Below are 23,032 nucleotides of genomic sequence, written 5' to 3'. Positions count from 1 at the left end.
TATCGCTAGAATGCACTGGTGTCATTTTATGCATCGCCAGAGCTCTCATGGTTTACCCGGTCGTTGACAGTCATGCTCATATCTTCACCACGAAACTTCGCATGGTGCAAGCACGCCGTTACACACCAGATCGAGACGCGACGATTACTGATTACCTGGAAATGCTGCGACGGAATGCAGTTGAGTACGGAGTTCTAGTCCAGCCGAGTTTTCTGGGTACGGATAACCAATACATGCTGTCTGCCTTGTTAGGCCATCCGACCCGACTCCGAGGGGTTGCCGTTGTCGATCCGAACATTGGCACAGAAGATCTTCTTGCCTTTCATGCGGCCGGTATTGTTGGGATTCGACTCAACTTGATCGGCAGGTCCATTCCGGATCTGGCATCCGAAGATTGGAGCCGGTTGCTGGATTTCGTGCACAAGCACGATTGGCACATTGAGTTGCATGCTACCGCTCGGTATTTGCCGGAACTCGTTGCGCCGTTATTGGCCAGAGGCTGCAAGATCGTGGTCGATCATTTTGGTCGCCCGGATGCCTCCTTGGGCGTCAGCGATCCTGGATTTCAGTATCTGTTGAAGACGAGTGAGACGGGATTGGTCTGGGTAAAGCTCTCGGCCCCCTATCGCCTTCCCTCGTCGGAAGATTGCAGCGATCTTGCGCGGCGGCTGAGTAGGGAGTTGCTGGGCGCATTTTCTCCGGGGCGCCTGGTGTGGGGCTCCGATTGGCCTCACTCCGAACATTCGTCAGTTTTGCAAAAACCTGCGCAACTGGCGCAGTTTCGGGAGCTCTTTGATTCGGAAGACATCATCTATCAAGTGTTGTCTTCCACTCCGTTGAGTCTTTTCCATTTTCAACGTCAAGCAATATAAGGCGTGAGCCAATATTTGAGGAGGCAAGCCATGTTCGATTGGTTTAGAAATCTATCACGATCCCAAAAATTGACATTCTGGGCCTGTTTTGGCGGTTGGGCGCTGGATGCCCTGGATATCCAGGTTTATGCTCAAGCCATTCCATCCCTGATGGCAACATGGAATATCAGTAAAGCTCAGGCAGGCTTTGCCGGCGGCATATCTCTCTTTTCCTTGGCATTAGGAGGCTGGCTGGCTGGTGCGCTTGCCGATAAGTTCGGACGAGTCCGCATCCTCCAGGTAACGATCCTGTGGTTTTCCATTTTCACCCTGTTTACTGCGGCCGCTCAAAGTTTCGAACAGCTGGTCGTGCTCAAGGCATTGCAAGGGATCGGGTTCGGCGGCGAGTGGGCGGCTGGCGCCGCGTTGTTGTCCGAATCCCTGCCCACCAAGGTTCGAGGACGAGCGATGGGATTGGTGCAAAGCGCTTGGGCCGTTGGTTGGGGGGCTTCCGTTCTGATCTATGCGATCGTTTTCTCCTTCTTTCAACCGGAGATTGCCTGGCGCATCATGTTTGTAGTTGGCACGATACCCGCCATCTTCGTCCTGTTCCTGCGTCGGCACGTGCCAGAGCCGCCGCGCGCAATAGCGGCAGAAAATAAGTCGGGCCGCTATTCCGCGTTCATCATATTTTCTCGTGAGCTGCTTGCCCTCACCTTGGTTGGCGCTGTGTTCAGTGTGGGTGCGCGAGGGGGTTATTATGCACTCATGACGTGGTTGCCGGCATATTTGCAGACGGATCGTCATCTCTCGGTCGAGAGTTCCAGCGCCTATCTGGCCGTCATTATCGTGGCATTCTGGTGCGGTTGTGCCGTATGCGCTTATTTGTTGGACAGGTTCGGCCGCAGGAATACTGTGATCGGGTTTTCTCTGTGCTGCTTGATTTCGGTTTATTTATATATGTATGCTCCGCTCAGCACTAGCAGCATGCTGGTATTGGGCTTTCCGCTTGGGTTCTTTGCCGCTGGCGTTCCCGCGTCAATGGGAGCTTGGTTCAGTGAACTTTACCCGCAGCATGCCCGTGGGGCGGGAGTCGGATTTTGCTATTGCATCGGCGGGGTGATCGCCTCGTGGTTTCCCGCTTTGGTTGGAAAGATCAGCGAATTCATGCCTTTGGGTACTGCTATTGCGATCATCACCTGCAGCTGCTACGGCCTACTCCTGATTTCCGCTTCGCTACTTCGAGAAACCAGCCATGAGAAACTCGATGCGGAGGCAGCGAATGTGAGCTAGCATTTCTCAGACCCCCCTTCCTTCCCCTCCCAAGGCGCAACATCATGGCAATAAGACCCATATCGAAGAAGCTGCCAATGGAAGATATTTCTCTTGTGGATTTCGGTTCATTCCATGTTGGCGGGCATCATGTGGTTCTCAAAGGTCGACCGGCGAAGGAAATCCACTACTCTCCGAATTGGATCGAGCGTTACGAGCAGGATGGCACATATATGGTTGGGCAGATGTATGTCCAGTATTTCATCCCGACCAGCGATCATCCATGCAAGCCTCTGGTATTTTGGCCTGGGGGTGGATTGACAGGAGTGAATTTTGAAACAACGCCTGATGGACGCCCGGGGTGGCTGGATTATTTTCTTCGGCTGGGCTACCCCGTCTATAATACAGACCCGGTTGAACGGGGTCGTTCAGGTTGGTGCCCCTATCCTGAGATATATCAGACGGAACCCACGTTCATGACTGCGGAACGGGGCTTCGAATCCTTTCGTTTCGGGCGAGTGTCCGGCTATCATATTGATCCTGATCATCATCAGGTGATTGATGGGACGGAGTTTCCGACTGCGGCATACGAACAATTCATCAAACAGATCGTTCCCCGTTGGACCTGCAATGCCGATATGGCTAAAGCCGCCTATGTAAAATTGCTGGACATGCTTGGGCCAAGTATCATCCTGGCATTTTCCTCAGGTGCCACGCAAGCTCTGGAACTGGCCCAGGAAAGGCCGGAATTATTCGATATGCTCATACTGATCGAACCGGCTGGTTTCGGGCCCAATCCGTGCGACGCTGATCGGATGAAAGATCTGCCGATCCTGGTGGTTTATGGAGATTGTTTAGACAAGCATCCTCAATGGCCGGATATCCGACACCGGGCACAAGTCCACCTGGACCCGATTCTCGAGGGGCGGGGGCGTGCGGCGATCGTTGATTTGCCATCGATGGGTATTCGTGGCAATAGCCACTTCATGATGATGGACAGGAATAACCATGTCGTTGCCGATGTCTTGGCAAGCTGGTTGCGGCAGACAAAGCGGCCCTGATCACGGTAAGCCCTTGGCGACATGGCACTGTGCCGGCCGGGCGGTGCGCATTGATGTGCTTTTGTTCAATTCAATATGCACCAGGCGCCGAAGGCCGCGGCCCCGATGCGATCCTGGGCGGCCTGCGTGACACCGCGGCGGCCCGGGACCTGCTCCGGCAGTTCGTGCGGGCGTGCGTGGGCGAAGCACTCAATCCGTGAATGCCTATTTCTGGGCGCTGGCCCCGGCCAATTCCTGCCCGCGTTGCTCGTCCTGGCCGAATTCGGTGGCCGACCCGGCGTGGGTGATCTGCCCTCGGTCCAGGACGTAGGCCCGGGCCGTGCTCGTGGCAAAAGGAGGCCCCTGGAATGTCGAATCCACTCACCCTGTACACCGACGCGAATTTCATCAGTCCGTATGCGATGTCGGTCTTCGTCGCACTGGAGGAAAAGGGCGTACCCTTCGAACTGTCGCCGGTCGACCTTGACCGGGGGGCGCAGCGTGAATCCGGCTACGTCTCTCAGTCCCTGACGGGGAAAGTCCCCATGCTGGCGCATGGGGCGTTCGCCTTGACTGAATCGTCGGCGATCACGGAATACGTGGACGAGGTCTTCCCGGGCGTTGCGCTCTATCCGGCCGCCGCCCCGCAGCGCGCGCGTGCGCGCCAGATCCAGGCCTGGCTGCGCACCGACCTGATGCCGATCCGGCAGGAGCGTTCGTCGGAAAACCTGTTCCGTCGTCCGCAGCCGCTCGCGCCCCTGTCCGAGGCGGCGCGGCAGGCGGCCGACAAGCTGTTCTCTGTGGCCGATCGCCTGCTGCCCGAAGGCGCCGGCGATCTGTTCGGGGCCTGGAGCATCGCGGATTTCGAGCTGGCGTTCATGCTCAACCGGCTGGTGTTGTGCGGCGATGCCGTGCCCCGCCGGCTGGCGGAGTATGCGGACCGCCAGTGGCACCGGTCCTCGGTTCAGCGTTGGGTCGTGCTGCCGCGCCCCGGGCTCTGAGCCAGCCACCATGGTCCCGGCGCTGCGCGTCGGGCGGCCGGCGCTCCGGTGCCGAAACCCTGTTAGAATTCCAGAGGCGGGCCCCTTCGCATGGTTCGGCGGTGAACCTGGTCAGGTCGGGAACGAAGCAGCCACAGCCGCGCGGAACCAGTGCCGAAGTCAGGCTCGCCTTTCCTTTTCCCCCTTCAGGGCGGCCTATGAGCTATCTCGTCTTGGCGCGCAAATGGCGCCCCCGTTCATTCGATACGCTGATTGGCCAGGATCACGTGGTGCGTGCCTTGACCCATGCGCTGTCGTCCGGCCGGCTGCACCATGCCTGGCTGTTCACCGGTACACGCGGCGTGGGCAAGACCACCCTGTCGCGCATCCTCGCCAAATCCCTGAATTGCGCCCAGGGCGTCACCGCCACCCCCTGCGGCCATTGTCAGGCCTGCACGGAAATCGACGCGGGCCGCTACGTGGACTACATCGAGCTCGACGCCGCCTCGAACCGCGGTGTCGACGAAATGACCCAGTTGCTGGAACAGGCGGTCTACGCGCCGTCGTCGGGCCGCTTCAAGGTCTACATGATCGACGAAGTCCACATGCTGACCGGGCATGCGTTCAACGCCATGCTCAAGACACTCGAAGAGCCGCCCGAACACGTCAAGTTCATTCTGGCGACCACCGACCCGCAGAAGATCCCGGTCACGGTGCTGTCGCGCTGCCTGCAGTTCAATCTGAAGCAGATGACGGTGCCCGCCATCGTCGGTCACCTCCAGGACATCCTGGCGCAGGAATCCGTGCCGGCGGATCCCCAGGGGCTGCGCCTGATCGCCCAGGCGGCGGCCGGTTCGATGCGCGACGCCCTTTCACTGACGGACCAGGCCATCTCCTTTTCGGCGGGCAACCTGACCGCCGCCGCCGTGGGCGAGATGCTGGGCACCCTGGACCAGCATCACCTGCTGGATCTGCTGCGGGCACTGGCGGTCGCCGACGCGCCCGGCATCCTGGCCGTGGCCGACGACCTGGCGGCGCGCGGCCTGTCGTTCCAGGCGGCGCTGGGGGATCTGGCCGTGCTGCTGTCGCGGGTGGCCATCGCCCAGCGTCTGGGTCATGCCCAGGCCGACGACCCGTTGGCGGAGGACGTCACCGCCCTGGCGGGCATCCTGACGCCGGACGAGGCGCAGCTGTTCTACGCCGTGGCGGTGCACAGCCGCCAGGAACTCGCCCTGGCGCCCGACGAGCAGGCGGGTTTCGTGATGGCCTGCCTGCGCATGCTGGCCCTGCTGCCGGAAGGCCGCGTGCCGCCTGTGACGATGGGATCACCGCCGACGGCCGGGGCCGAAGCCCGGCCGGCCGCGACATCCGGGGCCACCGCGCCGGCGGCCGCGTCCGAACCGGCCCGGGCCATCGAGGCGCCCGTCCTGTCCGCCGCCATGCCGGCTGCCGCCGGGCCCGTCCCCCGGGCGGTCGCGTCTCCCCGGCCGCCGGTCCCGGCGCCCGACCCCGATCCCGCGCCGGACCGCGATCCGATTCCGGACCCCGACCCGGCCCCGCCCGCGCCCCCCGACGAGGCCGCGTCCGCCTCGGATGACTGGACGGATGCCGTGCCCGACGACCTCACCGGGTCTTTCGACGTCGCCGCCTCCCTGGGCGATCTGGAAATGGACTCCGACGCGCCGGTGGTCATCGCGGGCCTGTCCGCCGAGCCGCCCGCCCCTCGGCCCGAGACCCCGGAACCCGGCCGGATGACGGCCCGGGATTGGCCGACGGTGGCCGCGGGCCTGCCGGTCGGCGGCGCGGCCCGGGCGCTGGCGCTGAACAGCGAATGGCTGTCCGGCGACGACCATCAGATCCGCCTGCGGGTGGCCATCCATACCTATGCGGACGGCGGCGGCCACGACCGGCTGCGCACGGTCCTGTCCGAATATTTCGGCAGGGTCCTGCGGCTGGAGGTCGAATACGGCGCGACGGGCGATGACACTGCCCATGCCGTCGACCAGGCCGAACGCGGCCGTCGCCAGCAGGCCGCCGAGCAGGCGGTCGAGCAGGACGAACTGGTCCGGACGCTGGCGCGGCGCTTCTCCGCCCGCGTGGTGCCGGGCTCGGTGCGCCCGCCTGCGTTATAGTCCCAGCTTTTGCTTGAAACCACCGAACCAGGACACCGTCATGATGAAAGGTCAGATCGCCGGGCTGATGCGCCAGGCCCAGCAGATGCAGGAAAACATGAAGAAGGCCCAGGACGCCCTGGCCGACCTGACGGTCGAGGGCGCCGCGGGCGGCGGGCTGGTCAAGGTCACCATGAGCTGCAAGTACGACGTCAAGCGCGTGGTCATCGACCCTTCGCTGTTCGACGATGATCGCGACATGATCGAGGATCTGGTCGCGGCGGCCTTCAATGACGCCCAGCGCAAGGCCGAGGCCACCGCGCAGGAAAAGATGTCCGCCGTGACGGCCGGCCTGTCCCTGCCGCCGGGCATGAAACTGCCGTTCTGACAGGAACAGGACCTGATGGCCACCGGCCTGCCCGAACCGGAACCTCTGCGCGTTCTGATCGACGCCTTGCGGGGGCTGCCCGGCGTGGGTGTGCGCACCGCCCGGCGCATGGCCTATCATCTGCTGCAGCACGATCCGGACGGCGCGCTGCGTCTGGGCGACGCGCTGCGCGACGCAGTCGGAGGGGTGCGTCACTGCGAACGCTGCAATTCTTTTTCCCAGGCGCCCGTGTGCGCCACCTGCGAGAACCCGGACCGCGATCCGTCCGTGCTGTGCGTCGTCGAGACGCCGGCCGACCAGAACATGATCGAGGCCAGCCACGGCTACCAGGGCCTGTACTACGTGTTGATGGGCCGGCTGGCGCCGCTGGAAGGCGTGGGTCCGGACCAGGTCCGGTTCGCCCCCTTGCGGGACCGGATCCGCGACGGCCAGGTCCGTGAGGTCATCCTGGCCACCAATTTCACCGCCGAGGGCGAGACCACGGCCTATTATCTGGCCGAGATGCTGCGCGAATGCGGCGTCAAGGTGACCCGTCTGGCGCGCGGCGTGCCCAGCGGCAGCGAACTGGAATACGTCGATGCCGGCACGATCGCCTGGGCCCTGATGGAGCGTCGGCCCGGCTGAATTGCGCGCGAGAACCGTTCGACGGGACATGATCCCCCATTCGGCGCGTGGTTCCCCGGGCTCTCCACTGCGCTATCATCGAAACTTCGAACGCAGCATGACCACCAAGCATGACCATCAGGGAGACAAGCCATCATGTCGATTTCACGTCGTGAACTGCTCAAGACCGCTGGCGCCGCGGGGCTGCTGGGCGCCGTGCCCGGCCTGTCCTTCGCGCAGGACGCGGTCGCCGCGCCCGAAAAAAAGGCCTTGACCATCGCGGTCGGCGGCCAGCCGCTGATCTATTACCTGCCGCTGTCGGTGGCGCACCTGAAGGGCTACTTCAAGGACGAAGGGCTTGATGTCACCATCGCCGATTTCGCGGGCGGATCGAAGGCCCTGCAGGCCGTGGTGGGCGGCAGCGCCGACGTGGTGTCCGGCGCCTTCGAGCACACCATCAATCTGCAGGCCAAGGGCCAGTTCTACCGCTGCTTCGTCCTGCAGGGCCGGGCGCCGATGATCGTGCTGGGCGTCTCGAAGAAGACCCTGGCCGATTACAAGACGCCCGCCGACCTGAAGGGCAAGAAGATCGGCGTTACGGCGCCGGGGTCCTCGACCAACATGATGGTCAGCTTCTTCCTGGCGCAGCACGGGCTCAAGCCCGCCGACGTGTCTTTCATCGGCGTGGGCGCGGGCGCCGGGGCGGTCACGGCCCTGCGCTCCGGCCAGATCGACGCCATTGCCAACCTGGATCCGGTGATCAGCACCCTGGTCAAGGAAGACGCCATCCGCATCATCGCCGACACCCGCGCCCTGGGCGACGCGCAGAAGATCTTCGGCGGCAACATGCCGTCGGGCTGCCTGTACACGGCCCAGGCCTTCATCGACGCGAATCCCAACACCACCCAGGCGCTGGCCAACGCCATGGTGCGGGCCGACAAATGGATCCAGGCCTCGTCCGTGGACGACATCGCCAGGCTGGTGCCGGAATCCTATCTGCTGGGCGACCCGGACCTGTACAAGCTGGCGCTCAAGGGCAACCGCGAGGGGCTGTCGCCCGATGGCCTGGTGCCGGAGGATGGCCCGCAGACGGCGCTCAACGCGCTGGCCGAATTCGTGCCGAACTTCGACCGCACGGCGATCGACATTTCCCGCATCTGGACCAACCAGTTCGCCGCCAAGGCCAATCAGAAATACCCTCATGCCTGAGCGCGCGAACCAGCCCGCGGCCGGGGCGGACCATCCCGCCTTGCTGCTGGACGGGGTCACCTGCACGTTCAACTCGCCCGACGGCACGCCCTACACGGCCATGCGCGACGCCACCCTGGCGGTGGCGCCCGGCGAGTTCGTCTCGGTCGTGGGGCCCACGGGCTGCGGCAAGTCCACCCTGTTGAACATGGCGGCCGGGCTGCTGCGTCCCACGTCCGGCGAGGTCCGGGTGTTCGGCCAGGCGCTGCGCGGCGTCAACGCGCGGGCGGGCTACATGTTCCAGGGCGAGGCCCTGATGCCCTGGCGTAACGCTCAGGCCAACGTGTCCGCGGGGCTGGAGTTCGCCGGGGTGTCCGCCGCCGAGACCGCCGAACGCAGCCGGGAATGGCTGCGCCGGGTCGGCCTGGGCGGCTTCGAGAACCGCTATCCGCACCAGATGTCGGGCGGCATGCGCAAGCGCGTCATGCTGGCCCAGACCCTGATCCGCGACCCCGACATCATCCTGATGGACGAGCCGTTCTCGGCCCTGGACATCCAGACCCGCCAACTGATGGAAAACGAGGTCCTGGACCTGTGGATGGCCCGGCGCAAGGCCGTGCTGTTCATCACCCACGACCTGGACGAGGCCATCGCCATGAGCGACCGCGTGGTGGTGCTGTCGGCCGGCCCCGAGACCCATCCGATCGGGGAATTCGTCATCGACATCCCGCGTCCGCGCGACGTGGCCGAAGTCCGCATGCAGCCGCGTTTCGTCGAACTGCACCAAGCCATCTGGGCGGTGCTGCGCGACGAAGTCCTGAAGGGCTATGAACGGCAGCGGCGCGCCTGATTTCATGACCATGACCGGCCCGCAATCCTTCCCGTCCTCCGATCCGAGCCATTCACCGGAGCGCCCGCCACGATGAAATCCGAACTCTCCAAACCCGTGCTGCGCGCGCTGCAACTGGCGTTGCTGGCCGCCGTCCTGCTGGTCTGGTATTGGGCCTCGCTGAACCGCAACGTGGCGTTTTTCTTCGGCCGGCCGCTGGAGGTCGCCCAGGTCGTCTGGGCCTGGTTCGTCACCGACGCCGGGATCTACCGCCATCTGTGGATCACCCTGTCCGAAACCGTACTGGCGTTCTTCATCGGGACGGTCGGCGGGCTGGGCTTCGGCCTGTGGCTGGGCCTGTCGCGCAGCGCCAGCGCCCTGCTCGAACCCTACGTCACGGCGGCCAACTCCATGCCCCGCGTCATCCTGGCGCCGATCTTCGGCATGTGGTTCGGCCTGGGCATCTGGTCCAAGGTCGCCCTGGCCGTGACGCTGGTGTTCTTCATCGTCTTCTTCAACGTCTACCGGGGCGTGCGCGAAGTCAGTCCGACGCTGCTGGACAACGCCCGCATGCTGGGCGCCAGCCGCCGCCAGCTCTTGCGCCACGTCTACATTCCCTCGGCCACCAGCTGGGTGTTCTCCAGCCTGCACACGTCCGTGGGCCTAGCCTTCGTCGGGGCGGTGGTGGGTGAATACCTGGGCTCGGCGGCCGGGGTCGGCTACCTGATCCTGCAGGCCGAAGGCACGCTGGACGTCAACACCGTGTTCGCCGGCATCGTCGTGCTGACGGTGTTCGCCCTGCTGCTGGACGGGATCGTGTCCCTGGTGGAACGCCGCCTGCTGGTCTGGCAGCCCGGGCCGGGAGAATCGGGCAAGGCCTGAAATCCGGTGTCCGGACGGCCCGCCGGCCGCCCGTCAGGCGCGCGTCAGCAGCGCGTCCAGCTTGATCGCGTCGGCCGTGAAAATCCGGATGCCCTCGGCCAGCTTTTCCGTCGCCATGGCGTCCTCGTTCAGGTGCGTGCGGAAGGCGACCTCGTTGCTGGCGACCCATTCCGGCGCGTCCGCCTTGGCGGTGGCCGCCGACAGGCGGAGTTCCAGGGGCGCGTCCGAGGCCGCCAGCTCGCCCAGCAGGGCGGGGCTGATCGTCAGCAGGTCGCAGCCCGCCAGCGCGCGGATCTGGCCGATGTTGCGGAAGCTGGCCCCCATCACCTGGGTGGGGATGTCGTAGGCTTTGAAATAGCGGTAGATCCGTTCCACGGACCGCACGCCCGGATCATGGGGTCCGGCGTTCGCCGCCTCGTCCCACCCGGTGCCGGCCGCCTTCTTGTGCCAGTCGTAGATGCGGCCCACGAAGGGCGAGATCAGCGTGACGCCCGCCTGGGCGCAGGCGATCGCCTGGGTCAGGGAGAACAGCAGCGTCAGGTTGCAGCCGATGCCCTCGGCCTGCAGCGCGCGGGCGGCCTGGATGCCTTCCCAGGTCGAGGCCAGCTTGATCAGCACGCGCTCGCGCGGGATGCTTTCGGCTTCGTACAGGGCGATGATCTGCCGGGCGCGCTCGATGCTGGCCTGGGTGTCGAAGGACAGCCGGGCGTCGACTTCGGTCGAGACGCGGCCGGGGACGATGGAGAGGATCTCGCGGCCGAAGGCCACCAGCAGGCGGTCGACCTGTTCGGCCAGCGGGGTCTTGGGGTGGTCGCGCAGCACCCGGTCCAGCAGAGGGCGGTAGGCCGGCTGGCCCACGGCCTTGAGGATCAGCGAGGGGTTGGTGGTGGCGTCGGTCGGCCGGTAGGCCCGCATGGTTTCGAAATCCCCCGTGTCGGCCACGACGGTCGTCAGCGCGCGCAGGGCGTCCAGTTGATTGCTCATGAGGGCGGTCATCCAGTGAAAGCGGGGTTGCGAAAACCCTACTGTAGACCATTTCCCGGCAGGGGACGTTTCTGGCTGGATTGGATCTGGTCGGAGGTCAATTGGAATATCTTGGCCCGTTGCTGTTTCAGTGATTGCGGCATTCCGTGGGTGAGACTTTCGGATTTAATGATGGCGTGGTGGTCTATGAATTTATTTTTGATTTGTACTAACCTCATGGACTCTTGATCTATACTGCTACGCCATTTCAAATGACATGCAGTGCTTGTATTGCGTTGTTCGTAAATGGTTTTGAGTTCTATCAGCCTGTCGCGGCCTGATTCGGTGAGTTCGCCATTGCCAGCCCCTTGCCGTACCGTGACGTTCTTTCCGCCGTCGGTCCAGGTAATTTCATCCGCTTCTCCATACATTGCTACGGACAGTCCGGTTCGCAGGCCAGGGTAGCACGGACCAAGCCTATTCAGTCGCTTTTCAAATTCCTCATCCAACAACTGGTTCATGGCGCTCAGTATGTTTTTTTGCTCCGGGTCGTTAGCCAGTGCTCTATTTATTTCCGTGCGTAAATTATGCTTATTTATATCCGGGGGGAGATCGCCATTTTCCAGGGATTCTAGACTTCTAGATATATTCAGGCGTAGTAACTCATAGACTGTTTTCGTCATCAGGTCGTCGCTGAGGCTGTTCCTCAGATCGTCGCTGAGGAGATCATACTGTTCATTAATAATCTCTCCCAGCTTTTTTGAGGCTTTTATGATCTCCTGTGTTCTGGTTTTTTCTGAGAGGGTGGTTATTGCATCTTTCAGTGGCTGGGCGGCAGTGGATATCGCTGTGTTCGTCGCCAGTTCATTCAATAGATTTTGTTGCAACTCATCCTGTATATCTGTGAATGGTTCATCGAGGAAACGCTGTGGACCCGATTGGATTGGTTGATTGTCATTCAGCCGCATGACTTGTGCTTGGAAACTTGCCAGTTGGCTGCGGAAATTCAGCAGGGCCTGCTGGATTTTGTTTAAATTTCTGCCGTTTGATAGGGGGCGACCGAGGCGTAATTTTGTTGGGGAATTGAGATCGAGGGGGGGGCGTGTGCGGAACTGGTTATAAGCCGAGAAAGCACGCTCCTTCAGCGCGCCGATGTCGGGCGTTTGCAGATTTAAGCGCCGCAGTTGCATATCTCCATACGCTTTTTCCAGGTCGATCAATTGTTTCAGGATATCGCCGGGGCTTGCATCGCTTCTTTTTACCGCTTCTTCCAGGCTTTTGACGATATTGGCAAGTTCTGATACGGCTTTTTTCTGAATCAAGGGTTGTGCAGCATCCGCCCATAATGTTTGATCTGTGGAGAGGTCTTTTCGGCGTAGTATTTCTTTTTCTGCCGCTACGTTCATTCGGTCTAGATTTTCAACGATTTTTTGATAATTGGGGCCTTTTTCTGTATCTGCTTTGTAATTGGACTTCAGTGTGGTCATGTCTTCCATCAGGCTTATAACTTCCTCATGGGATAGGCCTTGTAGAAAGATGTCGATCAAATCTTCTGTTCCGAAATAATTTGAAATATTTTCGGACCAATTGAGGAGCCCTTGGTAGACATCAGCTTCGAGGGTGAGTGCGTGGACGCTAGTGTAGTTGTCTTTGTAGTTAGTAATATCTTCCTGGATGGTTGGTTGGGACAAGTATGTCAAATTAGTATGGACATCTAGTTGTAACCTGCGCATGTGTTCTGTGCGTATGGCGCTGAGGATCTCGGTCAATATGCGCTTAGCTTGCGGTCTTTTATCGGTACCTATCTTGTCAAGTATCACCTTATTTGCATTTTGTGGTTTTTCTTTTTTATCCTGGTTCGCGGTGTGGAGGAAGCAAAGATCCTTTATGCTATCGTTGCTTAGGTTCCGCAAATAAGCTTGCAATGATTGTTTCTCTAGCGAATTCACATCATTGAGCTGATTGGCGGATAGGTATTCTTGAGGGAGGCTTGTCAGGTGAGCTGCGGCTGCTTTAGCGGCCTTTTCAGATGTCAAATCATTGGCGTTGACCGCCGCCAGGCAGGTTAGCAGGTGTACGATGCGGGCTTGATTCTCGAGCGTTCTATATCGTTTATCCAGTGTGGCCCATTTTTCGCGGCTTAAGACGTAGAGCACACCCATGGATAGTTTTTCGTGGTCTCTTTGAGCATGCTTCTTGATGCGGACGAGGATGCCGTCGTTTGCCTTGGTTGAGAATTTTTGATTGTTTATGCGCCCCTCAGTCGCGGAGCGCATGGAATCTTCACGCTGCTTCAAAGTGCTATCGATATTGGCGTAGATGGAATTTTGAAGTCTAGTCAGCATGATGGCATACTCCGTACACAACCTGTCTATGAACGTAGTAACATCCGTCCGTCTGAAGTTCCCTGCGTGGCGGGACATGGCGGCCGGCGCTGACGCGGTCTTCCCGGGCGCTTGTGGCGGCGTAATGGCCGAGTCCAGCGTCTGTGTCAGGGCGATCAATACATTTTGAGCCTGGCGCCGGTCGAAAGGGGGGCGTGTCGAGGGCGCGCGGAGCGTTTTATAGATCAGGCCCATAAATAGATTGAAATTCTGTCGATCTGATGCGATGCTTTGCGGATGGAAAAAGATGATGCAAGAAAGCTCAGTCCGGCCGAGCAGCATGAGAGGCGTCGGCAGGTGATTCGTGCGTACAAACGCGGACGAAGCAAACCTCAGATCGCCGTTGACGTTGGGCTGAGTCACACGGCGGTGAGCAAGGTGATCGCACGCTATGAGGCGGGGGGGATGCTGTCGCTGGCACCCCGTCGGCGTGGCCGTCGCCGTGGCGAGGATCGCGCACTGACCGCCGAGCAGGAACAGACGGTGTGCCGCATCATCTGCGACAAGCGCCCCGAGCAGCTGAAGATGGACTTTGCGCTGTGGAGCCGTGCGGCGGTTATGCAGCTGATCGAGCGCGAGTGTGGTGTGACGCTGCATGTGCGCTCGGTGGGCAAGTATCTGGCCCGCTGGGGCTTCACCCCGCAGAAGCCGATCAAGCGTGCTTACGAGCAATCGCCCGCCGCGGTGCAAACCTGGTTGGAGGACACGTATCCGGCCATCGCCGAACGTGCCAAGGCCGAGGGCGGCGAGGTCCACTGGGGTGACGAGACGGCGCTGGTGAACACCGACGTGCGCGGTCGCAGCTATGCGCCCAAGGGCAAGACTCTGGCCGGATTGAGTTATTCAAGTTCTGTGAAGTGGTACCGGAAGTGTGGCAGTTCGGACTTGATGTTCATGGTCGGGGGACCTTCGTCCTGCTGGTCGAACGAAACATGTAACAACATATGTATGTGCTGCCAGCTAGATGCGGGATTTATAGAGATAAACGGACTGTCCATTGGATTTTCCATTAAATTCTCGGCCTGGAGATATAGATTCCCACTGCTTCTGAGTTCGGGAGCCACATGTATATGGAGTGCAACATCAAAACTACTGTTCCCGGTTTGCTTGATGAAGCATTGGAGATCTTCAACGCCGATACCTCCTGTTATCTTGGTTTTGCGGCCATCCTCCAGCATGAAGGGGGAATCGATCTGCCCAAAATTTATCTTGACCGTGATGTCGCCTAATATTTCCTGAGTGGTCAAACGCGTCAAGTATTCGGTGCAAGAAGGCCCGGCGACTGTCCGGAGCGCATTCAGGGCAGCACCCATGGTCTTTTCGTACCGCAGCTTCTTTGCCTCGGGCGTGTCTGTTTCAGGTATTGCGTGATGAGGCCAGGTGAAATTGACGATGCTGCCGTCCGTACCGACTCCCTGGATTGATAGTGTAGTGGTGTGCCGGCAAATGGCATCATTATAGAATTGATCGCTGATGACGAATTCTGTATGGCCCTCTTGAACGGGAAGGCTGATTGTCTTTGCTTTCGCAGCGAAATTGGGATTTTCTGTGGTGATGCCAGATAACACCCCATGACGCGTGGCATCAGAACACAGAACGGCGGCCTGGGACGTGGCGGGATCATAGCTGACGCCATACTGTTCCTTTAGGCTTGTATAGAATGTCTCGGGTAGACTGGTTGACATGTCCCCCCCCGGCGCGATCAAGAATGGTACGGGGCCAAGCCTGAGTGATACCGGCCAGCAGGTGCCGGGTCATCTGGATCTGATTGAGTACGACAGGGATGCTCTTGGTGAAACTACTCGTTGGCTGCGGTTCAACCAGGTTGTTCTCTATCCTGGAGAATTCGTTCATCAGCTTCACGAGTAGGTTCGCCGTGGAGATTCGCTCATAGGCTACTTCCCATGGGGCGCCATTGTGCGGATTGGCGAGCAGCGCCTCCTTAAAGGCTGACCCTATCATGGCGCTGTCGCGGTCGGCCATATCCTTGTAATTGCCGTCCGGCCAGACCGACTCGGACAGATCGCATAGTCTTTCCATGAGTGTCGGCATGTCCACGGGTTTGCCGGCCAGCGTATGCAGCAAGTCCGTCATGCCTTGGGTGATCCGGCGGTTCAACGCCTCGACGCCCTGTTCGGAGATGCGGAATTGTATTTCCCGTTCGAGAGCTTCAACGTTCAACCCTAGCCCCAACTCTAGAGAAGGTGAATTAAGTACGTTGCAATGACGCAGAAGAAGCAGCGTGTTGTCGTTCAGCGATTTGAAAAAATGCGTGGAGAGCGTGTTGGCGGGATCGGCGGAGACCTGTAATCTGCCTCTGGCTGTTTGGATCTCATTCGCTAGTAGTGATTTTATGGATAATGTGGCTTCTGGATCTGTTTTTGCGGTTCTTGTTGCTGTGCTCAATTCGGATAGTTTCTGCACAATGCTCTGGACGTGATTTTGATGCGCCATTTCTCCAGAAAGCATCCGCTCATTTTCCTGTATGTATTCATGGTCGGTCATGAGGTCATGCAGTTCTTTGCTTAGCTTAGTGGCATCAAGAAAATACCGAGATGTGGTGACGATTTTTAACTCGCGTTGCAGACCGGAAATAATCGCTTCATGCTTCTCATGCGTCAAGAGGAATGGGTGGATGGCGGATTTTGGATTCAATAATTGCCACATACGTTCCTGTTGCTGTGCCAGACTTTCATTCTTCGTGTACAAAGTGTCGTCCGGCATTTTTTTTAAAGCATCTATCGCTTGGGAAACCAGGTTCTGTAGCTTCGCATCCATTTCCGGCATGAATCCGTGGGTTTCGTGCGCAATTTTGGCTTTTTCAGCCAGATTGGCCAGCGCCGTCATGATGCAGTCACAATCCATGTTTTGGATTGCACGTTCCAGTTCTTCCGGATTGAAATAGTACGCTTGGAGCTTCAGGTTCAGCGCCTGATACAGACGGTTCTGTGGGCCGCCCGCCTCTGCCTCTTTCAGACGGGGCAAGGAGGACCACCAGGTTTTCAGTTCATCGTCGGGCAGGCTGTTTATATAATCAGGAAACCTTTTTTTGTCCGCTTCCGGTAAGGCGGAGATGCTGGTATGCAAGGCATTAAGTTCTCCCTTGATCTCAGCCGACGAATTCTTCTGCAATGCCGAACGAATGTTTGATAGGGGCGCGTCGAATATCAGGCGATTGTATTCCAAGTCTATGTTCCGCATGATCTGGTCTAGCGCTCGGTCAGCCCGGTCACGCTCTTCGGAGTTCAATCCGTGCAGCATGTTTTCGCGGAATTCGGGCTCGGATCGCAGCTTTTCGATGCCTGTGAACAGAGCCTTCATGTCTTTTGGGTTCAGACGGCCCAGGAGATTTTTCAGCGCCGCCTCCCCGCCGCGACTGGTCAGCACGTCCTCCATGTCGGATGGCTTGATGAGTTGGGCCAAGGCTTTTGCGATGCGTGCCTGCGCCTTCTCGGGGGCCTCCGTTGTGGCCAGGCTGCTCAGCAGCGCGTGGATGTGCTCGCCGTGATCGCGTCTCTGGTTGACCTCGCGCCGATTGGCCCTGGTCGTGGAGCTATGGGGGGTGATGCGAAATACCAGATCGAACAGGCCGCGGCCCGCTTTTTGCCATCGCGTGGGGCCGGTGATGCTGAGTGACGTGACGCTTCGTCGGCTGCCTCCGGGTGCTTGTCTGACGGATCGACCCTCGGCATTCGCGGTGTTTGGCAGCGAGGAAGTTCGGGGGGGGGGATTTCAGTAGGCATAAGATGCTCTTTCTATCGGACGGTTGGTTGCGTAGGCCGAAATCCTGTGGACTTCGCAGGGGACGTAGATTTGCCTCCCGCGTTGCCGGACACCGCAGGCTGCATGCCTTGAGCAACACTTGGCCGTCTGGAATTCCCTGCCGGCGGGGCGCGCTGGTGGGCGCCTTTATGGCATCTCGTCAGAGGGGCCTGCTCTCCGCGCCTGGATGATTGTTTCCAGTGTCTGTTTCAGTGTGCTCAGGATGCCCCGTTCCTGAGTTGCTTCGGGCAAGGACCTGTTGAGAACCCGCATGGGGCCGTACTCGTCGGAATCGAGCGTCTGTGCCGCTATGTGCAGGTCCTGCAGTTGCTGATCGGATAAGGTGTTCAGGCGGACCGGATCGCACAGCCAGGCGATGATCCGGGAACTCTGTTTGGGCAGTGACGAACTCTTGCGGGTCGGCGGTCTTTCGTAGGTTATGGACACGAGATGGGCCGTTGCGCTCAGAACGGACAGTGCCATCAGAACGCGTTTGGAGTCGTTGCGAGCCACGGCGTCATCCAGGTTTTGAGCCAGATGGGGGTAGCATTGAGTCAATCGAGTGTGCATCGTCTGATCCAGCAGCAGGTTCAGGCTGGACAGTATGTTTTTGTCCGGGTTCGGGCGCGTGGTGGGTTGGATCCTCAGCATGCCTTCGGCGTAGAGGGGGTGGATGGCCCATAGCGCGGTCTGGGTGATCGGTGTGCCCGCATCATGAAGCTGGTGAAGGGCTTGTCGGTTGGTCTCGGTATCCAGTGGCCCGACTTTCATTTTCAGGCGTATCAGATTCAATTCGGAACAGGCATGGAAATATTCCGGATCACCCAGCCTGTCTTCGGCCTGGCGAACGTGCGCATGCAGTGCCGAAACCATGTGCGTCGCCCATGCTCTGTTGGCGCTTCGCACGATGGCAATCTGTTGGCCCAGATTGATCAGGGGGTTCAGGATCTCGATGTGGCTTCCGCTCTCCAAACCGGCCTTCAGTTCACCGGCCAAGCCGGAAAAATTCTGGATGATTTCCTCCGCCCGGTTCCGGATTTCATCGCTCAGTAGTGAATATAGGGCTTCTATTTCGTCCCAAGTCAGATCGGAGGCCGGATGGAGCGCTGTCAGGGCCGTCTGCGTGGCCGGTTCGGCATATAGCCTTTCCACTTGCGTTTGCCAGCTTGTCAGTTGTGCGTGACGCAGGCTTTTCATGGTGTCTTTTAGATGACGCAGCTGCTTCACGGCTTCGGATACCTGGACGTGCATCGCCAAGGTCGTGCGTAACGGCAGCAAGTTTCCGTGGAGGTGGGCCATCCGGCCCAGATGGACCAGGCTCTCCAGGATGCGGCCAGGGTCGTTATTCCACCGTATGTTTTTCAGATCGTTGATGAGGCCGCGGAAAATCTCTTCCGCATGTTCCTCCGGTGTTCTGTCCATCCGCGGTTCCAGGGACAAGGCGGCCAGTCCGCACAGGCCGCCATCCTGCGGATTCAGTGCGTGGGTGTTCGGAGGCTGCGCCCTGGCGTCATTCTCGGCGCCGGGTGTTGCCCCGCGCGGTGGCCAGTTGCTCCGTTGCGCAGGGATGGAGGCGGGAACCCGCGTGGCCGCGCCGGAGGTTCCATGAAAGCGCAGATCGCCGATCGTTCCCGGGACGGCTGCCTGGCTGGTGCGCTGTAAGTTTGCCGACGGAACGGCCGGAACGTTCCGGGTTGGGTTTGGATGGGTGGGCTGAATATCGTGCATGATGACGCGGACCTTTGTCATGTCGGGTCTATGAATGCCTGGAATCCTGATCAAAACCTATGGCTTTCCTGTCCGCTGCCCCGCTTTACCAATTGATTGAGTAATCTGAATCTCGGAATTGATGCGTATAGTAGCCATGACTGCTGAACACAGGAGGCTTGGTGATATGGATCTGTCTTTTCCCTGTCCCGGATATGGGTAATATGCTCAATTCCGTGTATATTTTTAGGGGCATGGAAATTTTTTTCTCATTCTCCTGAACTATGAGGGCGGATTTCTTCTGAGCGTCCGGCATTATGAATCTCTTGCCATTGCTGTTCAGATCAAAAATCATATTGAGCAGTATGCTGCCATCCTTGACCCGCTTGATGTCGCAAATCAATTTTCCGCTGCCTTTTGGAATGATTCTGGTGCCGTCCAGTTCCATGAACGCCAGATTGTTTTTCATCGCCAGCACTTGAAGACCGGACATGAATGCCGTTATTGTGCCCTGGTTCATTAGGCGCGTCAGGAATGTCAATGCTTCGGGATCAACCCTCTTCAGCATGCTTAGCGCGTCGAGCATGCGTTGATTCTGGTTTTTCGATGCATTGTGGGGATCGGACCAATCGAAACGTACGGGTTTCCCATCCATGCCGGCTCCCCGAATTGAGAGTGAAACGACGGAGCCTTCATGTAAGGCATCACTTTCAAATATTCGGGTGACGACGAATTCTTCGTCGCTTGCATAATGAGAATGACGCTTCAATATCTCCGCTCTGGGAGGCGCTTCGATAGTGCTTGATAAATTATCCTCTACCAGACTGATGTATGTGCTTGTCACCTGAGGAGGTGGCAACAAAAAGACAGGACGTCCGTGCTGCTTGTCCCCGGAGTGGCGCAGGAGGGTGCCATACATTTCCGCCATGGACTTGTGGAAATCCTTTGGCATTTTCCATTTGCGAAGGTAATCTGTCCGACCCGATTGGGTTCCGCCCAAGACAGCTCTGATGTTTCTCAGTTGGTTTTCCGTCAAGAGCAGCCGCCTGCCGGCTTCCGTTTCTCCATGGCGAGCAGCCAAGTCCCTGTTGATCCAGCCGAATTCTTCTTCCAGGCTGTTCAGCAATTTCCAATTGATTTTGGCATTCTGGTTGGAAAGCGCCCGCTTCGCGGTCGAACCGGTCAGTTCATCGCACTCTTCCTTGGACCAGCCCATTTCCGTCAACTGCTGTTCGCGCCGCAGTCCCAGTTCGGACAGGTTGCGCAATGATTGCACCAACGCTGACGCATCGACGGAATGCGAGGTCAAGCACGGAATCAGCGCTTGTATCGCGTCGTCCATTTGGATGTTCAGTGCCTCGGTGCGTGAAAGCGTGACTTGTTTGTAATCATCGAAGCTCAAGGTCAGTCCGAACTGTTTCAGACCGTCGCAGTGGCGCAGCAGGCGCAGCGAATCGTCATCCAATTGCTTGAGCGCGCGCGCTGCCCGTGCCTGATCGGCCGGATCGCTCAACTCCAGCTTGGCGGCCGCGGGCGGGACTAGTTGTAGTGCCTCGTTCATGCTCGTCGATCGCGCGTCGGGGCCATGCATGCGTGCCACAGCGCGGACCCTTTGGTTCAGGTCGGACAGCGTTTGGGCAATGTCGTAGTGGTCGTCTTTATCGTGGTCGAGCGCAACCTTCAGCTTGAGGCTCAGGTCGGAGAAATCCATTTTCCGCGCTCGGATTTCCCTGTCATATGCATCGAACAGGCGGGCCAGTGCCCTGTATTCGGGACAATGGGTGGAATAGGTGGCCCGCCCCTCCATACCCGACTTGAGCATCTCGTCGGCCGTTTGCCGCATCTCCGCATCCAGACCCCAGGACATCAGGTCGGCGTCTGACAGGGTGTTCAAGTAGACATCGAGTTTTTCGAGCCCGCCTATTTTCGCCAGGTCGCTGGACAGCCGTTTGAGATGATCGGCCACGTCCAGATCCTTGATCGGCGACGAGACGAATGGCGGGCTGAAGATACCTTGCAACGGTTTCTCGCATATCCTGCGGGCAATCTCCCGGTCGATGGTCCGGGTGATTTGATCAAGCACCCGTTCGGCCTTGTCGCGGTCGGCGGGGAGCATCTTGTCGAGCACAGCCCGGCGGGGGGATGTGGCGGCATTGCCCAGGCCATGGGTTGTCTCGGGATCGTTCAGTTTGTGGATTCTGGTGGGGTCGCCCAGCAGGCCCTCGCGCAGAGCCTGGATGTCCAGATTCTTCAGCGCCGCCAGAGACGAGGCCAGCGATGCCTCGCCGCCGGGCAGTCGCGACAGGTCTCCCTCGGAGTTTCTGGCGATGTGGGTCAGGTTGCGGGCGATCCTGTTCAGCTCGCTCGCGGACGCCCTCCCGGGCTTGAACGTCAGGCCCCCCAGCAGGTTGCGGACCCGTTGGCCATTGCCGCGCACCTGATCGCGCTGATCTCGTGATGCCCATCGTTCGGGGTCAAGGACGACGCGCAATATCGCATTGGACAGGGACCGGCCGAGTTTCCGCAACGGATCGGGGCCGGCCACGCGCCGGGTGATGTCATCCCCTTTTTTGAAGCCTCCCCGGTTGCCGTATGTCCCCAGCACGTCGTCCGTACGATGTTTTCCACTTGCACTCGGGGAAGGGCTGGTAGGTAACATGCCGTGCTTGCTTCAGGGGGGATCGGGTGGGGCTATCGGCAACCCCTGCAGCAATGGGTAACGGTTCGCATGCGGCGAGTTCCAGTTCGGCTCTTGTCGGACGGATCTGCCCTGCGGGTCGAGCGCGGTGCCCCGGATGCGGCGCGCCGGGTGCGGCGGAGGGGATCGACTCCCGCCTCGCTGTATAATAGAAAGGTTTGAATATCGACTTTATAACCGGGGTTCCATTTTGCTGCCGTCAATCTTTCCCGAGGGGTCCGCAGGACTCGCACCAGCAATTCTCGCCTTGGCTGACGGTACCGTATTCAGGGGCGTCTCGATTGGCGCCGACGGGACCAGCGTGGCCGAAATCGTCTTCAATACCTCCATGACCGGCTACCAGGAGATCCTCACGGATCCCAGCTACAGCGGCCAGATCGTCACCCTGACCTATCCCCACATCGGCAATACCGGCGTCAACCCCGAGGACGTCGAGTCCGGCCGCGTGCACGCCGCCGGTCTGGTGGTGCGCGACTGCCCGGCGCTGATGTCCAACTTCCGGGCCACCCAGTCGCTGCCCGACTACTTGAAGTCCCAGGGCATCGTGGCGATCTCGGGCGTGGATACCCGCAAGCTCACTCGCATCCTGCGCGAGCGCGGCGCCCAGGGCGCCTGCATCCTGGTGGGCGAGGACGCCGACCGCGCCGTCGAACTGGCGCGCGGCTTCGGCGGCATAGAAGGCCAGGATCTGGCCGTCGAGGTCTCCACCAAGCAGCCCGGCGGCTGGGTGCAGGGCACCTGGCGGCTGGGGCGTGGCTACAGCCGCCAGGAACAGTCGCAATACCACGTCGTCGCCTACGACTATGGCATCAAGTCCAACATCCTGCGCCTGCTGGCCGACCGTGGCTGCCGCATCACCCTGGTGCCGGCCCTCACACCCGTGGCCGACGTCCTGGCGCAGGCGCCCGACGGGATCTTCCTGTCCAACGGCCCCGGCGACCCGGCGGCCTGCGACTACGCCGCCGAAACCTGCCGCGCCGTGCTGGACCGCGGCATTCCCCTGTTCGGCATCTGCCTGGGCCAGCAGGTCCTGGGCCTGACGCTGGGCGGGCGCACAGTCAAGATGAAGACCGGCCACCACGGCGCCAACCACCCGGTCCAGGACCTGGACACCGGCCGGGTATTCATCACCAGCCAGAACCACGGCTTCACCGTGGATGGCGACAGCCTGCCGGCCAACGCCCGCGTCACGCACGTGTCGCTGTTCGACGGCACCCTGCAGGGCTTCGAACTGACCGACCGTCCGGCCTTCTGCTTCCAGGGCCACCCCGAAGCCAGTCCCGGCCCGCACGACATCCTGGTGCTGTTCGACAAATTCATCGACCTGATGGCGCAGCACAAAGCCCGGTCGTCCAAATAAAAAGAGCCCGCCTC

At 59.9% G+C, this 23,032-nt stretch carries 18 protein-coding genes, 1 other RNA gene and 1 pseudogene; 13 read left to right on the top strand and 7 right to left on the bottom strand.

Annotation, left to right across the window (positions count from 1 at the left end):
* Positions 1–47 precede the first annotated feature (47 nt).
* The 3 genes from ACTPOE_RS08450 (at position 48) to ACTPOE_RS08440 (ending at position 3,184) form a co-directional block, all read left to right on the top strand.
* Positions 48–872 carry an amidohydrolase family protein gene (locus tag ACTPOE_RS08450; RefSeq protein WP_458871768.1) on the top strand — a complete coding sequence of 275 codons (825 nt, stop codon included), beginning with the start codon at positions 48–50 and terminating at the stop codon, positions 870–872.
* 30 nt (positions 873–902) lie between these two features.
* Complete coding sequence (locus ACTPOE_RS08445; RefSeq protein WP_458871767.1) at positions 903–2,144, top strand: MFS transporter; 1,242 nt, start codon at positions 903–905, stop codon at positions 2,142–2,144.
* A 77-nt stretch (positions 2,145–2,221) separates the two neighbouring features.
* Positions 2,222–3,184: an alpha/beta hydrolase family protein gene (locus ACTPOE_RS08440; RefSeq protein WP_458871766.1), complete on the top strand. Its 963-nt coding sequence runs from the start codon at positions 2,222–2,224 to the stop codon at positions 3,182–3,184.
* 204 nt (positions 3,185–3,388) lie between these two features.
* On the opposite strand, the gene ACTPOE_RS08435 is transcribed toward ACTPOE_RS08440, so the two are convergent.
* Entirely contained in the window at positions 3,389–3,544 is a 156-nt protein-coding gene (locus tag ACTPOE_RS08435; RefSeq protein ID WP_458871765.1) for a hypothetical protein, read from the bottom strand.
* Between ACTPOE_RS08435 and yfcF the strand changes: the two genes are divergently transcribed.
* The 8 genes from yfcF (at position 3,532) to ACTPOE_RS08395 (ending at position 10,144) form a co-directional block, all read left to right on the top strand.
* Positions 3,532–4,164: a glutathione transferase gene (gene yfcF / locus ACTPOE_RS08430; RefSeq protein WP_458871764.1), complete on the top strand. Its 633-nt coding sequence runs from the start codon at positions 3,532–3,534 to the stop codon at positions 4,162–4,164. The two genes, ACTPOE_RS08435 and yfcF, sit on opposite strands and share 13 nt — an antisense overlap.
* A gap of 75 nt (positions 4,165–4,239) precedes the next feature.
* An RNA gene (gene ffs / locus ACTPOE_RS08425) (signal recognition particle sRNA small type) lies at positions 4,240–4,337 on the top strand.
* Positions 4,338–4,361: 24 nt separating this feature from the next.
* Positions 4,362–6,275, top strand: a complete 1,914-nt coding sequence (gene dnaX / locus ACTPOE_RS08420) for a DNA polymerase III subunit gamma/tau (RefSeq protein WP_458871763.1) — start codon at positions 4,362–4,364, stop codon at positions 6,273–6,275.
* 40 nt (positions 6,276–6,315) lie between these two features.
* Positions 6,316–6,642, top strand: a complete 327-nt coding sequence (locus ACTPOE_RS08415) for a YbaB/EbfC family nucleoid-associated protein (RefSeq protein WP_458871762.1) — start codon at positions 6,316–6,318, stop codon at positions 6,640–6,642.
* A 15-nt stretch (positions 6,643–6,657) separates the two neighbouring features.
* On the top strand, positions 6,658–7,266 hold the full coding sequence (recR, locus tag ACTPOE_RS08410) for a recombination mediator RecR (protein WP_458871761.1): 609 nt from the start codon (positions 6,658–6,660) through the stop codon (positions 7,264–7,266).
* A 135-nt stretch (positions 7,267–7,401) separates the two neighbouring features.
* Positions 7,402–8,454, top strand: coding sequence for an ABC transporter substrate-binding protein (locus ACTPOE_RS08405; RefSeq protein ID WP_458871759.1), 1,053 nt, complete (start codon positions 7,402–7,404; stop codon positions 8,452–8,454).
* Positions 8,447–9,283, top strand: coding sequence for an ABC transporter ATP-binding protein (locus ACTPOE_RS08400; RefSeq protein WP_458871758.1), 837 nt, complete (start codon positions 8,447–8,449; stop codon positions 9,281–9,283). Before ACTPOE_RS08405 ends, ACTPOE_RS08400 begins: the two co-directional genes overlap by 8 nt.
* A gap of 72 nt (positions 9,284–9,355) precedes the next feature.
* Positions 9,356–10,144, top strand: a complete 789-nt coding sequence (locus ACTPOE_RS08395; RefSeq protein ID WP_458871757.1) for an ABC transporter permease — start codon at positions 9,356–9,358, stop codon at positions 10,142–10,144.
* Positions 10,145–10,177: 33 nt separating this feature from the next.
* Here the strand turns inward: ACTPOE_RS08395 and tal are convergent, their stop codons facing one another.
* Together tal and ACTPOE_RS08385 are read right to left on the bottom strand one after the other, a co-directional pair.
* Positions 10,178–11,128 (bottom strand): transaldolase, encoded by a 951-nt coding sequence (gene tal / locus ACTPOE_RS08390; RefSeq protein ID WP_458871756.1) that lies wholly within the window; start codon positions 11,126–11,128, stop codon positions 10,178–10,180.
* A gap of 38 nt (positions 11,129–11,166) precedes the next feature.
* The gene (locus ACTPOE_RS08385) at positions 11,167–13,773 is read right to left on the bottom strand and encodes a hypothetical protein (RefSeq protein ID WP_458871755.1); all 2,607 of its coding nucleotides are present in this window, start codon (positions 13,771–13,773) and stop codon (positions 11,167–11,169) included.
* On the opposite strand from ACTPOE_RS08385, the pseudogene ACTPOE_RS08380 reads away from it, so the two are divergent.
* Positions 13,729–14,316 (top strand): annotated as a pseudogene (locus ACTPOE_RS08380) (IS630 family transposase); the annotation flags it as partial. The gene ACTPOE_RS08385 and the pseudogene ACTPOE_RS08380 sit on opposite strands and share 45 nt — an antisense overlap.
* Before the next feature lie 14 nt (positions 14,317–14,330).
* On the opposite strand, the gene ACTPOE_RS08375 reads toward ACTPOE_RS08380, so the two are convergent.
* The 4 genes from ACTPOE_RS08375 to ACTPOE_RS08360 form a co-directional block, all read right to left on the bottom strand.
* Positions 14,331–15,176: a hypothetical protein gene (locus ACTPOE_RS08375; protein WP_458872842.1), complete on the bottom strand. Its 846-nt coding sequence runs from the start codon at positions 15,174–15,176 to the stop codon at positions 14,331–14,333.
* On the bottom strand, positions 15,112–16,914 hold the full coding sequence (locus tag ACTPOE_RS08370) for a hypothetical protein (RefSeq protein WP_458871754.1): 1,803 nt from the start codon (positions 16,912–16,914) through the stop codon (positions 15,112–15,114). Before ACTPOE_RS08370 ends, ACTPOE_RS08375 begins: the two co-directional genes overlap by 65 nt.
* A 486-nt stretch (positions 16,915–17,400) precedes the next feature.
* Complete coding sequence (locus ACTPOE_RS08365; protein ID WP_458871753.1) at positions 17,401–19,002, bottom strand: hypothetical protein; 1,602 nt, start codon at positions 19,000–19,002, stop codon at positions 17,401–17,403.
* A 64-nt stretch (positions 19,003–19,066) separates the two neighbouring features.
* Positions 19,067–21,565: a hypothetical protein gene (locus ACTPOE_RS08360; RefSeq protein WP_458871752.1), complete on the bottom strand. Its 2,499-nt coding sequence runs from the start codon at positions 21,563–21,565 to the stop codon at positions 19,067–19,069.
* Positions 21,566–21,848: 283 nt separating this feature from the next.
* Between ACTPOE_RS08360 and carA the strand changes: the two genes are divergently transcribed.
* On the top strand, positions 21,849–23,018 hold the full coding sequence (carA, locus tag ACTPOE_RS08355) for a glutamine-hydrolyzing carbamoyl-phosphate synthase small subunit (RefSeq protein WP_458871750.1): 1,170 nt from the start codon (positions 21,849–21,851) through the stop codon (positions 23,016–23,018).
* Positions 23,019–23,032 lie beyond the last annotated feature (14 nt).

Source organism: Castellaniella sp. WN, from assembly GCF_054457555.1.
This window is presented reverse-complemented; position numbering and strand designations above follow the sequence as displayed.

Excerpts from the sequence above, each read along its gene's own strand:
- ACTPOE_RS08365 (WP_458871753.1), bottom strand. The coding sequence starts at position 19,002 with ATGACAAAGGTCCGCGTCATCATGCACGATATTCAGCCCACCCATCCA.
- recR (WP_458871761.1), top strand. The coding sequence starts at position 6,658 with ATGGCCACCGGCCTGCCCGAACCGGAACCTCTGCGCGTTCTGATCGAC.
- ACTPOE_RS08415 (WP_458871762.1), top strand. The coding sequence starts at position 6,316 with ATGATGAAAGGTCAGATCGCCGGGCTGATGCGCCAGGCCCAGCAGATG.
- ACTPOE_RS08405 (WP_458871759.1), top strand. The coding sequence starts at position 7,402 with ATGTCGATTTCACGTCGTGAACTGCTCAAGACCGCTGGCGCCGCGGGG.
- tal (WP_458871756.1), bottom strand. The coding sequence starts at position 11,128 with ATGAGCAATCAACTGGACGCCCTGCGCGCGCTGACGACCGTCGTGGCC.
- ACTPOE_RS08440 (WP_458871766.1), top strand. The coding sequence starts at position 2,222 with ATGGAAGATATTTCTCTTGTGGATTTCGGTTCATTCCATGTTGGCGGG.
- ACTPOE_RS08395 (WP_458871757.1), top strand. The coding sequence starts at position 9,356 with ATGAAATCCGAACTCTCCAAACCCGTGCTGCGCGCGCTGCAACTGGCG.
- ACTPOE_RS08385 (WP_458871755.1), bottom strand. The coding sequence starts at position 13,773 with ATGCTGCTCGGCCGGACTGAGCTTTCTTGCATCATCTTTTTCCATCCG.
- ACTPOE_RS08400 (WP_458871758.1), top strand. The coding sequence starts at position 8,447 with ATGCCTGAGCGCGCGAACCAGCCCGCGGCCGGGGCGGACCATCCCGCC.
- yfcF (WP_458871764.1), top strand. The coding sequence starts at position 3,532 with ATGTCGAATCCACTCACCCTGTACACCGACGCGAATTTCATCAGTCCG.
- ACTPOE_RS08445 (WP_458871767.1), top strand. The coding sequence starts at position 903 with ATGTTCGATTGGTTTAGAAATCTATCACGATCCCAAAAATTGACATTC.
- dnaX (WP_458871763.1), top strand. The coding sequence starts at position 4,362 with ATGAGCTATCTCGTCTTGGCGCGCAAATGGCGCCCCCGTTCATTCGAT.
- ACTPOE_RS08375 (WP_458872842.1), bottom strand. The coding sequence starts at position 15,176 with ATGTCAACCAGTCTACCCGAGACATTCTATACAAGCCTAAAGGAACAG.
- ACTPOE_RS08450 (WP_458871768.1), top strand. The coding sequence starts at position 48 with ATGGTTTACCCGGTCGTTGACAGTCATGCTCATATCTTCACCACGAAA.